Source organism: Arthrobacter sp. ZGTC131, assembly GCF_002929275.1.
Classification (GTDB): Bacteria; Actinomycetota; Actinomycetes; order Actinomycetales; family Micrococcaceae; genus Arthrobacter.
In genome coordinates this window covers 35,603-49,956 of sequence record NZ_PJIK01000015.1, presented here as the reverse complement: position 1 = coordinate 49,956, position 14,354 = coordinate 35,603, and the positions used below count along the sequence as shown (strand labels likewise).

Sequence of the window (14,354 nt, the reverse complement as noted above, 5' to 3'; positions counted from 1 at the left end):
TCCTTCTACAGCGGCTGCGCTGTGGTCGTCGTTGACCTAATTGGAGAATAAAGCATTTGGGGTCAGGGTGGCGGGCTGTGCCCGCCACCCTGAGGGGTCCGGAGATCAAGCGGGGACGGTGACGCTGCCCAGGTTCGCGGACTTCAGGGCCAGGGCGATTTCGTCGCCGGCTCCTTCGGCCAGGGGCAGCAGCGGCGGACGGACGGTGGCGTGTTCGAGGATGCCGCGGGCGACGAGGCCTTCCTTGAGGGCGACGGTGCCTTCCATGTGGGATCCGCGGTGGTAGACGTTCTTCGTAACCGGCAGCAGGCGGTCGTGGATGGCGCGGGCCGCGGCGTAGTCCTTGGCCTTGCCGGCGGCGATCAGCTCCACTAGCGGTTCGGGAGCGAGTCCGCCGTAGCCGACCAGGGCGCCGTCCACGTCGAACATGGTGTGCAGCAGGTACTCGTCATGGCAGGTGAGGATCTGCAGGTCGGGGTAGGTTTCGCGCAGGACCGGGATTTCGGTGTCCCAGCGCTTCATGTTGCGGACGCCGTTCTTGGTGGCGAATACGCCTTCCTGCCCGGCAATCTCCAACTGGGTCTCCAAATCGTAGGTTGCCTTGGTGGCATCCGGGTACTGGAAGAGGATCAGCGGCAGGCCGGAGGTTTCGTAGATTTCCTTGTAGCGGGTCTGCGGGGCGCCCTTCTGGTAACCGAAGCGGAGCCATCCGTGGGATGGGTAGACCAGACCGGCCTCGGCGCCAGCCTCAACGGCACGCTTAGCTTCCAGGGCAGCAACGGTGTTGCCCTCACCGGTAATGCCGGCGATGATCGGGATTTCGCCGTTGACGGCGTTCTTGAACTCACGAATAACGAGCGCCTGCTCGTCCTGGGTCAGGAAGGTGCCTTCGCCGGCGTGGCCCAGGACTACCAGGCCCTTGACGCCCTCGACGCTGGCCAGCCAGCCGCCCAGGCGGTGAATCGCGTCGACGTCGACGCTGCCGTCACGGTTGAACGGTGTCACAGGTGCGGGGACAAGTCCGCGGAGATCCATGGTCATGAGAGCTTCCTCTGTCTTGTTTATCGGAGTCCCGCTAGACTATGAGAACGTTTGCGGGAACGTTTTCATTCTGCGGTGTGTTGCACCTCACTGTCAAGGGCCCGTTTTCGCAAAGGAGGAAATAGAGTGTCTACCAAGACGGTGAACAGGAGAACGCGCATGGAACCCGGCAACCCAGGGACGACCGTCACTTTGAGGGACGTTGCCGCAGCCAGTGGCGTCAGTGTGTCCACAGCCAGCCGCGCGCTGGATGAGCGGGGAACTGCATCCAAGTCGGCTGCAGCAGCACATGTCCGGAAGATTGCCGAGGAGTTGGGATACCGCCGGAATTCCTTCGCGTCAAACCTGCGAAGGGGTGAGACCCGGACTCTCGGGGTACTTGTGCCGCGGCTCAGTGACACAGTGATGGCCCTCATGTTTGAGGAACTGGAGCGGGTGGCGTCCGACCGTGGATACTTTGCCATGGTCGCCACCAGCGGCGATGATCCCGACGACGAACGCCGGGCAGCCGAAACACTCCTTGACCGCAATGTCGACGGGCTGATCCTTGCCACTGCCAGACTTGACGACGATCTGCCCCGACATTTGCGTGACCGGGGTGTGGCGCATGCGCTGGTGCTGCGTACCGACGGGGTCAGCCCTTCCGCACTTGGTGACGATGAGGTTGGCGGATATCTCGCAGTCAGGCACCTCATTGATCTCGGGCACCGTGACATCGCCGTTGTGACCGGGCCGTCATTCACTTCCACCGGGATAGCCCGCCTCGCCGGCGCCCGCAAAGCCTTGGAAGGAGCAGGCATAGACGCCCAGGAAAACTGGCTGATTGCCGCCGGCTATGGCATCGAAAGCGGGTTCTCCGCCGCGGAATATCTACTGGCCAGCGACACCGGAAAACGTCCCAGTGCGATATTCGCCGCCAACGACAACCTGGCCATGGGGGTCATCGCGGCCGCCCACCGTCTCGACATCACCGTAGGAGAAGACTTGGCCCTGGTCGGCTACAACGACATACCCCTCTCGTCCCGTCTTCCAACCCCGCTCTCTTCCGTGCGGGTGCCCCTAGATCAGATCGCAGGCAACGCGATCGACCTCATTGTGAACCCCGGCAAGGAACCTAGAATCCGTAAAGCCATGCCCACACTCATACCCCGCCAATCGAGCGGTTCACCTTTACACACCGCACCACACGCTCTCTAGGAGGGTGGGCGCGGCACCAGCGCACAGAGTCCGATCGGGGGCTCAAGAGCCAGCCGCCTGAAAGCCGGTTGCACTCGCAAGGACGCCACGATGCAACAGCGTCACTCCCCGATTCCTGACGGACAACCGACATTTACCGCTGACAAAACGACGCGCCAAATACAGCTGGCGAATGACTGCCACAACGGTGCAAGCCGTTCGGACTCGGCCAACGCATCCGGGATTCGCCCTTCCAGGGCGGCCCGGGTGATCCGCATCGCCAGGGCGGGCAGGGTGCCGCCGATAACCGAATACCAGGCATCGCATCCGGCAGCCAGGCCGGCCGAGTTTGGCGGGAGTATCCGGGTCGTTGCGGCAATAGCAGAACAGTTCGGGCTCGCTTCAAAGTCGTGCCTGCTGCTTCCCCTCCAAGGATTGACCGACAAGCAGCGTGCCGCTATTGGCAGGATGGTCGATGAGCTCGGGCTCAACTCGTAGCGCTGGCCTCGGCGTTCCACGCAGGAAGGGCGTCGGGCCCAGGGCGCTGGCCCGCTACGTCTTCGCCGCTACCCTGGTTCGCAGCGCAGACGGAGGCGCAGTGGTCGCTATCGTGCTGCTCGCGCACGCCTGCGGGATGCCGGGCTGGTTGTCCGCGCTCCTGAGAGCATCAATCACTGCACGCCACTTGCTCGGCCCCTTCATTGCCCGACGCCTCGCTACGGCCCGTGACGGGCGCAAAGTAATTGCATTCTCCGCCGTCCTCCACGGGTGCTCCTCGGGGCCGCAGCGCCGCTCCTGCCGGTCACAGCACTCACAGCAGCTGCTGCGACCACCAGCACCCCTTGACCGCTGGGGTTTCACGTCGCCAGAACACGGAACTGCGCCGAGTTTCGGCAAAGAAAAAAACCGCCGGAACCGGGCTATAGACCCTTATTCCAGCGGTTTTGTTGGTGGAGCTGAGGGGACTCGAACCCCTGACCCCCTGCATGCCATGCAGGTGCGCTACCAGCTGCGCCACAGCCCCAAACCGTCTCCGCCGGGAGTATTTGCGATTCCCGGAAGCAACCTGACTAGCGTAATCCACAAATGGGCCGGAAGCGAATCGGCGGAGCGTGGGCTGCGCCACACGCACACCGCCGCAATGCCGACACCCAAACCGGCCCCCTTGCGCCCGCTGTTTTCCCGAGGAGGTTAGGACGATAATAGGAATTGATGACCGGGGCTGGGCCGGCGGCGGTGCCGCCTGTCTGAGACCCGGGCGGCTCCCCCAGCCGCCGCCGTCCCTTACGTACGGGCGCCTCGCCAGCGATGCTCGGCACCTGCCGGGTATATTGCCAGACCGTCCGTGCAGTGCTAAAACGGCTTTATGGGCAGGCTCTGACACACCAGCAGCCCGCCCAGCAGAATGACAAGGAGATCAGGAGAGACGGCACAGATCGCCTTATGGACCGGAAGGGATACCGGGACACGCTAAGGCTGCCTATTGGGCGGTGGGCTTGTACAGAACGCCAAGGCGCATTGTCGCGCATCTGCAGCAGACAGCGCACGGATTGTCCCTCCCGCAAAGGTCCCCGGTCGCAGATGCGGCCGGGGACCACCTACGTCACGGGCGCTCCACGGCCTTCGCCTGCGGCAACAGGAACGCCTCAAGCGGCGTTTGAACTGCGGTTAATGCTCACGACCCGAATGACGACCGCGGCCAGAACCAGGACGACGCCAAGGGTGATGAGGCCCCACGTCGGAACCGAAGCGGCATCGATATTCCGGTAACACTCCGCCGCTGCCTTGGACCCGCGCCGGAGCGAGTCGAAGGTTTCAGCCGGGCGGCTTTGCGGCAGCAGGGGGCTGCCGCAAAGCGGTCCGGTCGGCTGCAAGCCGACAATAAACCCGATGACCAGCGCAGCGAATCCCCCGGCTATCAACCAGATCCAGCCGCGCCGGGTCTTGAGGTCCAGCCGTTTAGCGCCGTCCATGTCTCCCCCTTTGAAACTCACCTGATGCAGGGAATCATATCGGCATCGGGGCGCCGCACTAACCGGGGTCGGCAGGCCTGTGCACGCGGTCGGACTGTCCCCTGGCGCAACCGGCGCCCTCATCAGCGATGCGGCATCGTGCTGAGGCCAAAGAAAAACCGCTAGAACAGACCTGAGTCTTGTCCTAGCGGTTTCTTGGTGGAGCTGAGGGGACTCGAACCCCTGACCCCCTGCATGCCATGCAGGTGCGCTACCAGCTGCGCCACAGCCCCTTATTTTCGCCGCTCCGGCGCCTGCGACTTTCACCGCAGAGCCCGTACTTCTGTCCGGATCTCTCCGAAGCAACTCAAATATCTTAGAACAGCGATTCCGAAAATTCCAAATCGGGCATATTCGGCGCCGTTCGCTGCTGCCCTACTCCTGCTCAGAGGTGGCTGCGGCCTTTGCCGATGTATCGCCTCCGAGTTGCAGGTCTACCACGGGGCAGTCCTTCCAGAGCCGCTCGAGGGCATAGAAGACGCGGTCTTCCTCATGCTGTACATGGATGACGACGTCAGAGTAATCGAGAAGGACCCAGCGACCGGCCGAACGGCCTTCGCGGCGTACGGGCCGCAGATCCTGCTTGATGAGCTCCTCTTCGATGCCGTCGACGATGGCGTTGACCTGCCGCTCACTGGGTGCCGACGCAATCAGGAAGACGTCTGCCAATGCAAGACGTTCGCTGACATCAAGGGCGACGATGTCCTGGGCAATCTTGTCGGCCGCCGCCCTCGCTGCGTGTCGGGCTGTGGCGATGGATGAATCAGATGCAGTCACGGGACTCCTTGTAGTGATGTAAAAACCTGTGGTGGAACTTTGCTGAAGTCAGCGCGAAAGACCGCTGATGATCATGATGACGCCGGCGACAAGGGCGATGACCCCGAGGGCCAGCACGCCGAACTGGAGGAGCCTGAGCCGGTGGGCTTGGCCGAGGCCGGCCGTGGCAGCGTCCAGAGGATCCAGGCCGTGCGCGGACTTCGCGGCCACGGGCGGGAGAGCGGTGAGATCTTCGCCGGCCTCTGCATCCCAGGGTGCGTTCTCATGCGGAGCCGCCGGACTCCCGGCGGCGGCCCGTGCGGCAGCCTCGGCGCGGGCGATGACCCGCGACCTTCCCGTTGACGGTGCGCTGCCGGCCGGGCGGGCTGCCTTGGACGGTCGTTTGCCACGTGCCGGCACGCGCGGTCCGGGGCTGGTCACTACCGGAACATACGACGTGGCCGGACGCTTCATGACGGGGCGGTCGACGCCCGGCACCTGGACAAACTCCAGGGGCGTCACCATGGCCAGGTTGCTGGCGGTCGACGGGCCGTTGTTCGTCGACTGGGCCGGGTTGCTTGGGGCCGGGCTGTTCTGTTCCGCCAGTTTCTGTTTGGCCATTGCCCGCTTGTTGAGCACGGCCGCCCGTTCGGCCAGGGCAATCTGCTCGGCCAGGATGTCGGGGTCCACGGCTTCGGGGTCCGTGGCCGCGATGTGCTCCATCTTGGCAAGCTGGTTCTTGGCCTGCTCGGCGATCAGCGCGCGGGCCTCGAGGGCCTGCTCGACGGTCATGCCGTCGGGCAGGTCCCCGCCCATGGTCCCGGACTGCTCTGCGGCGGTCGCCGGCCCGCCGGCGGACTCCGGACTGCGCTCGGGCTTCTGGACGGCATCCCCGGCGGACGTTGGAGCCTTCGCGGGTGCCACGCCAGGCTGAGCAGGTGGTGCACCGGGACCGTCTGCTGCGGGCGGGACCTCGGCCATGGCCGAGGTGACTGCCTGTTCCTTAAGCTGCATCAGCCGGAGCTGGCGGCGCGTGGGCGGCCCGCCCCCGGAAAGCTGTTCTTCCTTTTCCGCCAACTGCTTGATGGTTCGCAGGGCGGCGCGGTCCCGGGCCCTGATCTGGGAGGAACGCTCGGCCGCCGAACCGGCCGGCACGGAATCCACCGGGCCGGGAGCCACCCGGCGGACCCGCGCCGAGGTGCCAGGCTTGGAGGATGTGTCTGGGCTGGAGCTACTCCCGGGTCGTGGTGCCCCGCCGGTGCGCGGAGCATCCGCCTTGCCGGTAGCGGCTGGCTGTTTCGAGGCAGGCGCTACCCCGCCGGCACCCGTGGTGCCGGCGTCCTGGTTCTTGCCCAGGGCTTCATCTCTGGCCTTCCGTAATTCACGGCGGCTGCGGACGGGTGGCTGTTCCTGACTCATCTAAAACTCATTCAGTGCTGGCTGGATTGGCTGTCTCGGTAAGCGCGGAGTTGCTGTTCTGGGCCGACGGAGCGGCGTAGAGTCCATATTTCGCGATGTACTGGACCACCCCGTCCGGCACGAGGTACCAGACGGGATTGTGGGCTGCCACGCGGGCGCGGCAATCCGTTGATGAAATCGCCATGGCCGGTACCTCAAGGAGGCTGACGTCCTTCCGGCCCATGCCGTCCAGCTCATGGCCCGGCCGCGTGACCCCCACGAAGTGGGCCAGTGACCAGAGTTCGTCGATATCCTTCCACGACAAAATCTGGGCGAGGGCGTCCGCTCCGGTGATGAAGAACAGATCGGCATCCGGGCGCTGGGTGCGAAGGTCGCGCAGCGTGTCTATGGTGTACGTGGGTCCCGGGCGGTCGACGTCGACCCTGCTGACCGTGAACCGCGGGTTCGACGCCGTGGCGATCACGGTCATGAGATAGCGGTGCTCCGGCTCGCTGACCTTCTTGCTCGACTTCTGCCACGGCTGGCCGGTGGGAACGAACACCACCTCATCCAGGCCGAACTTCGCGGCCACCTCGCTGGCGGCCACGAGGTGACCGTGATGGATGGGATCGAACGTCCCACCCATCACGCCCAGCCGCAGCCGGCGCTCCGAGCCGTGGTGGCGCAATGCGGCAGGAATGTTAGTGGCCCTGGCCGTGATCGTGCTTGTTGGGGTGCTGGCGGTGCGGATCCGCGTGCTCGTCAACCGGAGCGTGGCGGTTGCCCAGGTTCGTGTAGGACAGCGTGACGAACATGAGGACCAGCAGGATGGCAAACATCGAAGCGCCGAAGACCCACGGCTCGGCCCACAGCGGAGCCTTTTCTTCGTGTTCGGCAACGGACGCAGCGATCTGCTGGAGCAGCATTTTCTCCCCTAGGATGAAAAGGATGATGACGGCGGACGTTCCCGCCGTCCAGGACTTTTGTTCTATGTTACCGCGTTGTTAGACGCGGACCTGGCCCTCGCCCTGCACGATCCACTTGGTGGTGGTGAGTTCGGTCAGGCCCATCGGGCCGCGGGCGTGCAGCTTCTGGGTGGAGATGCCGACTTCGGCACCAAGACCCAATTCGCCGCCGTCGGTAAAGCGCGTGGATGCATTCACGATGACTGCCGCGGAATCGATTTCCGCGATGAAGCGCTCTGCGTTCCGGAGATCGTTGGTCAGAATGGCCTCCGTGTGACCCGTAGACCACCTGCGGATGTGCTTCACGGCGTCGTCCAGGCTGTCCACCATGGCGACGGCAAGGTCAAGGTCCATGTACTCCGTGGCCCAGTCCTCGTCCGTGGCAGGCACGGACTCCACCGACGCGGGAAGGGCCGCGCGGACCCGATCGTCGGCGTGCAGCCGGACGCCGGCCCTGCTGAGGGCAGCAGCGACGGCGGGCAGGACAGTGGAACCGGAGTGGACCAGCAGCGTTTCCACAGTGTTGCAGACGCTGGGCCGCTGAGTCTTGGCGTTGAGGAGGATCTCCACGGCCATGTCTTCGCCGGCGGATTCGTCGATGAAGATGTGGACGTTGCCCTCACCCGTTTCGATAACCGGAACCGAGGAGTTGTTCACGACAGTCTGGATCAGATCCCGGCCGCCGCGGGGAATCAGCACATCCACGCGCCCGCGGGCGCGCATCAGGACGTTGGCCCCTTCGCGGCCGAACTGGTCCACGGTCTGCACGGCGTCGGCGGGCAGCCCCACGGACTCAAGGGCGTCACGCAGCACCATGATCAGCGCTTCGTTGGTGGATGCCGCCGCGGTGCCGCCGCGGAGGATCACCGCGTTGCCGCTCTTCAGCGCCAGACCGGCGATATCCACGGTCACATTGGGGCGGGCCTCGTATATCGCCGCGACAACTCCTATGGGAACGTTGACCTGCCGCAGGCGCAATCCGTTGGGCAGGGTCTGCCCGCGGACCACGTTGCCCACCGGGTCGGGCAGGCCAGCGAGGTTCTCGAGGGCTCCGGCGAGGGCCTCGATCCGGGCGTCGTTTAGGGTCAGGCGGTCCAGCAGGGCTGCCGAGGTTCCGTTCGCGCGGCCGGCTTCAACGTCTTTGGCGTTGGCGGCAAGAATCTGTGCCTTGCGTTCCAGCAGGGCTGCCCCAATGGCACGGAGCCCCTGGTCCTTCAGGGCGCGGTTTGCGCGGCCCATGCTGCGGGCAGCCTGGCGGGACCGGTCAGCGATCGCGTAGACCGCCGCCTCGACCTCAGCGGGTGAGGTCTGGGTGTTTTCCGGCATGGAAGGGACCTGCGTAGCGTCGGTGGATGTCTCAGCTGCTTGGTTCATCAGTGCCTCAGTCATCATTCAAGTCTAGGCGAGTCAGCCTGTTAGACCAGAACCAGGTCGTCAACGTGAACAACTTCACGGTCGAAGCCCCGCCCCAGCGACTCCCCCAGCTCCACGGTGGAACGGCCCAGCATCTGCGGCAGCTCCGCCGACGAATAGTTCACCAGGCCGCGGGCAATAACGGTGCCCGCCGCGGAAACCATTTCGACGGCGTCGCCGGCTTCAAAGATGCCCTCAACGGACGAGATCCCGGCAGGGAGCAGGGAGGTGCGGTTGTCCCGCACAGCCCGCACGGCGCCGTCGTCAAGAATCAGCCGGCCCTGCACGTGCGCGAGGTGGGCGAGCCACATCATGCGCACGGACTTGCGTCCGCTGTTGACGGAGAACCAGGTTCCCACGTCTTCGCCGGCAAGGGCGGCGGCGGCGTTCGACGTGGAGGTCACCAGGGCAGGAATGCCGGAGTCTGCAGCCATCGTGGCCGCTTCGACTTTCGTCTGCATGCCGCCGGTTCCCACACCGGCCTTGCCGGGGCTGCCGATGGTCACGCCCTCGAGGTCCTGCGGGCCATCGACCTGCGCGATCCGTTTGGCCCCCTTGGAGGGCGGGCCGTCATAAAGTGAGTCGACGTCGGAAAGCAGCACCAGCGCATCAGCACGGACGAGGTGGGCCACAAGAGCTGAGAGGCGGTCGTTGTCGCCGAAGCGGATCTTGTGGGTCGCGACGGTGTCGTTCTCATTGACCACGGGCACAACCCCGAGGTTCAGCAGACGGTTCAACGCCCGGAACGCGTTCTGGTGGTGGCTGCGCCGCATGAGGTCATCCGCGGTCAAAAGCACCTGGCTCACGGTCACGCCGTGGGCGCCGAAGGCCTGGGTGTAGCGGGCCATGAGCAGGCCCTGGCCCACACTGGCAGCCGCCTGCTGGGTGGCAAGGTCGCGCGGACGCTTGACCAGGCCGAGGGGAGCCAGTCCTGCCGAGATCGCACCGGAGGAAACCAGGATGATTTCCGTTCCCTCGTTGCACTTGGCAGCCAGCGCATCCGAAAGTTCGGTCAGCGCTTCCTCTGAGATTCCACCCTTGATGCTCGTGAGAGACGACGATCCTACCTTGACGACGATGCGGCGCGCCCTGGCGAGCATGCTGCGGTCGTCGGTTCTGGGTTCCTCGATGACAATTGCGGAATTATCGGTCACGTGTGGGGGTTCACTCCTCATTTTCGGTGTTCAGTCCACTCTCCTTGAGCGGCCGTGCGGCACGGCGCCCGCTGACCGACTCGGTCCAGATTCCTGCCTTGCGCTCCGCCTCCAACTCGGCGCGTGCCGCTGCCTTGGCGTCGCGGCGCTCCTGCTGCTCGTCGCGCTTCTGCCCACGCGTCGGGCGGTCGCCGATGTCAGCAAAGCGGACATCGGTGCCGCGCGGCGAAGCGAGCAGTTCGGCGCCTGCCATCATGGTCGGCTCCCAGTCGAACACCACGCCGTCGTCCTCACCGATCACCACGGTGTCGCCGGGCTTGGCGCCCTGTTTGAACAGCTCATTTTCCACACCGAGCTTGGCGAGGCGGTCGGCGAGATAGCCGATGGCCTCTTCGTTGGTGAAGTCGGTCTGCTTGACCCAGCGCACCGGCTTCTCGCCCAGAACGCGGAACAGCGGCTCCAGGTTCTTTTCCTCGCGGCGGATCCTGAATCCGGCCTCATTCACGGCGCGGGGGCGGATGACGGGAGCGTGGACCTTGGGCGGCGTGGCGGCCACGGCGTCGCGGGCGGCCTTGACGATCTCGGCCATGGCGAAACCAAGCTGGCGCAGGCCCTCATGGCTCGTGGCTGAGACTTCGAAAACGCGGTATCCGCGGGATTCCAGCTCAGGCCGGACAAATTCAGCCATGTCCTTGCCGTCCGGCAGATCGACCTTGTTCAGGGCGACCAGCCGTGGCCGGTGGTTCAGGGGGACAACTTCCCCGTCAGTGCCGGCGTAGCTCATGTCAACGGCGTACTTTTCCAGCTCAGCTTCAATAATTGCGAGGTCGGCGAGCGGATCGCGGTCGGATTCCAGCGTGCCGCAGTCCAAAACGTGCACCAGGGCCGCGCAACGCTCCACGTGGCGGAGGAAGTTGTGGCCCAGGCCCTTGCCTTCGCTGGCACCTTCTATGAGGCCGGGGACGTCGGCGATGGTGAACCGCACCTCGCCGGCCTGGACCACGCCGAGGTTGGGGATCAGGGTGGTGAACGGGTAATCCGCGATCTTGGGACGAGCGGCCGACATGGCCGCGATCAGGCTCGACTTGCCGGCGGAGGGGAACCCGACCAAGGCGATGTCGGCGATGGACTTGAGCTCCAGCACGATGTCGCTGGAGTCACCCTCGATGCCCAGGAGGGCGAAGCCGGGCGCGCGCCGTTTCTGCGAAGACAGCGAGGCGTTGCCCAGACCGCCCTGGCCTCCGGCTGCGGCAATGAACTCGGTGCCTTCACCCACGAGGTCGGCGAGGACCTTGCCGTCCTTGGTCTTCACGACGGTGCCGTCGGGTACGGGCAGGATCAGCGTTTCGCCGTTCTTGCCGCCGCGCCAGTCACCCATGCCGGGTCCGCCGTTGGTGGCATGCCGGTGGGGGGCGTGGTGGTAGTCCAGCAGCGTGGTGGTCTGCGAGTCAACCCGCAGGATGACGTCGCCGCCGTCGCCGCCGTTGCCTCCGTCAGGCCCGCCCAGCGGCTTGAACTTCTCGCGGTGGACGGAGACACAGCCGTGGCCGCCGGTACCGCCGGATACGTGCAGTACTACCCGGTCTACAAAGCTCGCCACGGTGAATCTCCTCTGTGCTTAATCTGGCTGTCTTGGACATCCAAATTGATTGTAAGCGGTTAAAAGAACAGTGGAGCGGGCCATCATGGCCCGCTCCACCGGTTCAGATCTTGTTGTTACTCTGCAGCTGCAGCAGCAACGATGTTCACGACTCGACGGCCGCGGCGGGTGCCGAATTCGACAGAGCCGGCCTGCAGTGCGAACAGGGTGTCGTCGCCGCCACGGCCAACGCCTGCACCGGGGTGGAAGTGGGTGCCGCGCTGGCGGACGATGATCTCGCCTGCGGAAACTACCTGGCCGCCGAAGCGCTTGACGCCGAGGTACTGGGCGTTGGAGTCACGACCGTTGCGAGTGGAGCTCGCGCCTTTTTTATGTGCCATTTGGAATGCCTGCCTTTAAATTCTGGGGAATCTGCTGAAAACCTGGACCGTAACCGGTGGTTACTTGATCTCGGTGATCTTGACCTTGGTCAGTTCCTGACGGTGACCCTGGCGCTTCTTGTAACCGGTCTTGTTCTTGAACTTCTGGATGACGATCTTCGGACCACGAAGGTCCTGAAGGATCTCAGCCGTAACCGTTACCTTGGCCAGGTCCGCAGCTGCGGAGGTGACCTTGTCACCGTCCACCAGGAGCAGTGCGGGCAGCTCAATGGTGCTGCCAGCTCCACCGGCGACGCGGTTCAGGGTAACGAAGTCTCCAACGGAAACCTTCTCTTGGCGGCCGCCTGCGCGGACAATCGCGTACACCACTTGGGAACTCACTTCTCTCGACGTTTATTACTAAATTTGCGTGCGGAACCCGGGTCCAATTGTTTGGCCTGGCTCTCGCTGTGCCTCAACGCCGTGGATTCCCCGGGGGAATCCGTGAGCTAACCCAAGAACTATTCCGATTGGACGGTTCCCGGGGTCATAACCCAAGTGTTGGCGTAAGCACCGAAGATCTAGAATACGCTAATTTTGCCTTCGGCCGCAAATGAGGCTGGTTTCGGCGGGTTGTCCGTGATAGGCGCCACAAGGGCTGCCGTACCGACTTGCCGTAACCGTGCGCGACTAGCTTACCGGGTCGGACACCTCTTAGCGGTCAGCCGTGGAGGCGCGGCGCGTCGAAGAATTCCACCTCGTAGCGGCAGGACTGGCGGAAGGCTGTCACCATGGCCTCCCGCTCGGCCGGCGACCCGGCGAGCCCTGCCGCGTCCGTGATGCCGATGGCCTTCCTCGTGGCGGCGGCGAAGTCCTCGTCGGCGTAGGTCCTCAGCCATTCGGCGTACGGATGCCCGGCCGGCGTGCCGGCGGCCACGTATCGCGCATGCAGGGACTCCCCGACGTCGGCGTAGAGCCAGAAGCATGGCAGGACCGCGGCCACAAGGACGGCATAGCTGCCGGATACCGAAGCAGCCAGCAGATGGTCAACATAGGCTTTCGTAACGGGCCCTAGTTCCGTCTGCACCGTGCGGGCGCTGAGCCAGTTGCGGTGGAGCTCCGACTCGACCTCGAGGCACTGCTGCGCCGACCGGGCCCAGAACAGCTGTTCCGATTCGGTGGGCGCCAGGGCGCTGGCCCGTGCCAGGACGCGCGAGTAGCCGTTGAGGTAAATAGCGTCCTGGGCCAGGTAATAGGCGAATTCCTTCTCCGGAAGCGTGCCGTCCGTCAGCCCCTTGATGAAGTCCAGGCCGAAGATCGCCTCGAGATGGGGAGCCGCTTCGGTGCGGAGCCTCTCGGCAAAGTCGCCGTCCCGCAGCAGCGGGCCGGGATTGGCGCCGGTGGGCGTGGGACTCGTGGATGTGAGGCTCGTGGACGGCAGGTGATGGAAATGATTCACCGGTCCGTTGCCGCTGCCCACCTCCAGCTGCCCGGACGTGCGGAGGGCCTCGGCAAGCCACGGTTTGACGGTGCGCAGGGTTGCTTCCCAGTCCCCCACCCGCGCCTGCACCGTTGCCATGGCCGACGACAGCGAACATCCCGTGCCGTGGCTGTTGCGGGTTTGAATTCGCGGTCCTCCAACAACCACGACGTCGGCGGACAGCTGGCCCGCTGTGTTGACCAGGGCATCGGGGCAGTCGTCTCCGTCGAGGTGGCCGCCCTTGACCAGGACGGTGGCACCGGTTCCGGCCGCGAGCCGCTTGCCCTGCTCCAGCGCCTCGAACCAGCTGCCGGCTTCCGGTTCGCCGAGCAGCATGCCCAGTTCCGTGAGGTTGGGAGTGATGAGGTCAGCAAGCGGGAGGAGCGCGCGGAGGGCCGCCTCGGCGGACTCCTGCAGGAGGCGGTCGCCGCTCGTGGCCACCATGACCGGGTCAAGGACCACGACGCCGGGACGGACCTTCTCCAGCCAGATGCGGACGGCGGTGATAACCTGCTCGTCACCGAGCATCCCGATTTTCACAGCGTCAATGCTGATGTCGTCGCTGACGGCGTTTAGTTGCGCGGTCAGGAACGGCGCCGGCGGAACGTGGACGCCGCTGACCCCCCTGGTGTTCTGGGCGGTCAGCGCCGTGATGGCGGCCATTCCGTAGCCGCCGCTGGCTGCGATGCTTTTCAGGTCCGCTTGGATGCCGGCGCCGCCCGACGGATCCGAGCCGGCGATGGCCAGGACGCGGGGAACGTTCCGGGAGGTGGACACACTTGTGTCGATGGCGCTTGTGTCGATGGCGCTGACGGCAGAAGTGGACGTGGCCGCAGGCGCAGGCGCAGGCGCAGGCGCAGGCGCAGGCGCAGGCGCAGGCAATACAGATGTTGTAGACAAAGGAGACATCCCTTCGCCGGTGCTAACCGGACAGGTTCAACGGGTTTGGATCTCAGCCGGCACCTCGCGCGGCACCCCGTGTCAGTCCCCCAGCCTAGCG

The 14,354-nt window shown here is 65.0% G+C and carries 13 protein-coding genes, 2 tRNA genes, 1 pseudogene and 1 riboswitch; of the genes and pseudogenes, 1 reads left to right on the top strand and 15 read right to left on the bottom strand.

Annotation, left to right across the window (positions count from 1 at the left end; translation table 11 throughout):
- Nucleotides 1-105: 105 nt before the first annotated feature.
- Nucleotides 106-1,041 (bottom strand): dihydrodipicolinate synthase family protein, encoded by a 936-nt coding sequence (locus CXQ90_RS17200; protein ID WP_104140582.1) that lies wholly within the window; start codon nt 1,039-1,041, stop codon nt 106-108.
- A 159-nt stretch (nt 1,042-1,200) separates the two neighbouring features.
- Between CXQ90_RS17200 and CXQ90_RS17195 the strand changes: the two genes are divergently transcribed.
- On the top strand, nt 1,201-2,238 hold the full coding sequence (locus CXQ90_RS17195) for a LacI family DNA-binding transcriptional regulator (RefSeq protein WP_104140581.1): 1,038 nt from the start codon (nt 1,201-1,203) through the stop codon (nt 2,236-2,238).
- Between the two features lie 167 nt (nt 2,239-2,405).
- Here the strand turns inward: CXQ90_RS17195 and CXQ90_RS23025 are convergent.
- The 14 genes and pseudogenes from CXQ90_RS23025 to CXQ90_RS17120 all read right to left on the bottom strand — a co-directional run.
- Nucleotides 2,406-2,564, bottom strand: a pseudogene (locus CXQ90_RS23025) (dihydrodipicolinate synthase family protein); the annotation flags it as partial.
- A 601-nt stretch (nt 2,565-3,165) separates the two neighbouring features.
- Nucleotides 3,166-3,241, bottom strand: a tRNA-Ala gene (locus tag CXQ90_RS17180).
- Nucleotides 3,242-3,863: 622 nt separating this feature from the next.
- A complete protein-coding gene (locus tag CXQ90_RS17175) occupies nt 3,864-4,190 on the bottom strand; it encodes a hypothetical protein (RefSeq protein WP_104140580.1) in 327 nt (108 codons plus the stop codon).
- Nucleotides 4,191-4,386: 196 nt separating this feature from the next.
- Nucleotides 4,387-4,462 (bottom strand) — tRNA-Ala (locus tag CXQ90_RS17170).
- A gap of 142 nt (nt 4,463-4,604) precedes the next feature.
- Entirely contained in the window at nt 4,605-5,006 is a 402-nt protein-coding gene (gene rsfS / locus CXQ90_RS17165; RefSeq protein WP_104140579.1) for a ribosome silencing factor, read from the bottom strand.
- 48 nt (nt 5,007-5,054) lie between these two features.
- Nucleotides 5,055-6,404: a hypothetical protein gene (locus CXQ90_RS17160; protein ID WP_104140578.1), complete on the bottom strand. Its 1,350-nt coding sequence runs from the start codon at nt 6,402-6,404 to the stop codon at nt 5,055-5,057.
- 7 nt (nt 6,405-6,411) lie between these two features.
- Nucleotides 6,412-7,071 (bottom strand): nicotinate-nucleotide adenylyltransferase, encoded by a 660-nt coding sequence (gene nadD, locus CXQ90_RS17155; RefSeq protein ID WP_258064574.1) that lies wholly within the window; start codon nt 7,069-7,071, stop codon nt 6,412-6,414.
- A gap of 13 nt (nt 7,072-7,084) precedes the next feature.
- On the bottom strand, nt 7,085-7,309 hold the full coding sequence (locus CXQ90_RS17150) for a hypothetical protein (RefSeq protein ID WP_104140577.1): 225 nt from the start codon (nt 7,307-7,309) through the stop codon (nt 7,085-7,087).
- 78 nt (nt 7,310-7,387) lie between these two features.
- A complete protein-coding gene (locus tag CXQ90_RS17145; protein WP_104140576.1) occupies nt 7,388-8,737 on the bottom strand; it encodes a glutamate-5-semialdehyde dehydrogenase in 1,350 nt (449 codons plus the stop codon).
- Between the two features lie 26 nt (nt 8,738-8,763).
- Entirely contained in the window at nt 8,764-9,861 is a 1,098-nt protein-coding gene (gene proB, locus CXQ90_RS17140) for a glutamate 5-kinase (protein ID WP_104140639.1), read from the bottom strand.
- A gap of 64 nt (nt 9,862-9,925) precedes the next feature.
- On the bottom strand, nt 9,926-11,515 hold the full coding sequence (gene obgE, locus CXQ90_RS17135) for a GTPase ObgE (RefSeq protein ID WP_104140575.1): 1,590 nt from the start codon (nt 11,513-11,515) through the stop codon (nt 9,926-9,928).
- Between the two features lie 116 nt (nt 11,516-11,631).
- On the bottom strand, nt 11,632-11,895 hold the full coding sequence (rpmA, locus tag CXQ90_RS17130) for a 50S ribosomal protein L27 (protein WP_024816903.1): 264 nt from the start codon (nt 11,893-11,895) through the stop codon (nt 11,632-11,634).
- Between the two features lie 60 nt (nt 11,896-11,955).
- The gene (rplU, locus tag CXQ90_RS17125) at nt 11,956-12,264 is read right to left on the bottom strand and encodes a 50S ribosomal protein L21 (RefSeq protein ID WP_104140574.1); all 309 of its coding nucleotides are present in this window, start codon (nt 12,262-12,264) and stop codon (nt 11,956-11,958) included.
- A gap of 331 nt (nt 12,265-12,595) precedes the next feature.
- Complete coding sequence (locus tag CXQ90_RS17120; protein WP_181038603.1) at nt 12,596-14,263, bottom strand: bifunctional hydroxymethylpyrimidine kinase/phosphomethylpyrimidine kinase; 1,668 nt, start codon at nt 14,261-14,263, stop codon at nt 12,596-12,598.
- A riboswitch (TPP riboswitch) is annotated at nt 14,246-14,343 on the bottom strand. (Overlaps the previous gene by 18 nt.)
- Between the last annotated feature and the right edge of the window lie 11 nt (nt 14,344-14,354).

Excerpts from the sequence above, each read along its gene's own strand:
- CXQ90_RS17195 (WP_104140581.1), top strand. The coding sequence starts at position 1,201 with ATGGAACCCGGCAACCCAGGGACGACCGTCACTTTGAGGGACGTTGCC.
- CXQ90_RS17160 (WP_104140578.1), bottom strand. The coding sequence starts at position 6,404 with ATGAGTCAGGAACAGCCACCCGTCCGCAGCCGCCGTGAATTACGGAAG.
- CXQ90_RS17200 (WP_104140582.1), bottom strand. The coding sequence starts at position 1,041 with ATGACCATGGATCTCCGCGGACTTGTCCCCGCACCTGTGACACCGTTC.
- CXQ90_RS17145 (WP_104140576.1), bottom strand. The coding sequence starts at position 8,737 with ATGACTGAGGCACTGATGAACCAAGCAGCTGAGACATCCACCGACGCT.
- proB (WP_104140639.1), bottom strand. The coding sequence starts at position 9,861 with ATGCTCGCCAGGGCGCGCCGCATCGTCGTCAAGGTAGGATCGTCGTCT.
- CXQ90_RS17150 (WP_104140577.1), bottom strand. The coding sequence starts at position 7,309 with ATGCTGCTCCAGCAGATCGCTGCGTCCGTTGCCGAACACGAAGAAAAG.
- CXQ90_RS17120 (WP_181038603.1), bottom strand. The coding sequence starts at position 14,263 with ATGTCTCCTTTGTCTACAACATCTGTATTGCCTGCGCCTGCGCCTGCG.
- rpmA (WP_024816903.1), bottom strand. The coding sequence starts at position 11,895 with ATGGCACATAAAAAAGGCGCGAGCTCCACTCGCAACGGTCGTGACTCC.
- CXQ90_RS17175 (WP_104140580.1), bottom strand. The coding sequence starts at position 4,190 with ATGGACGGCGCTAAACGGCTGGACCTCAAGACCCGGCGCGGCTGGATC.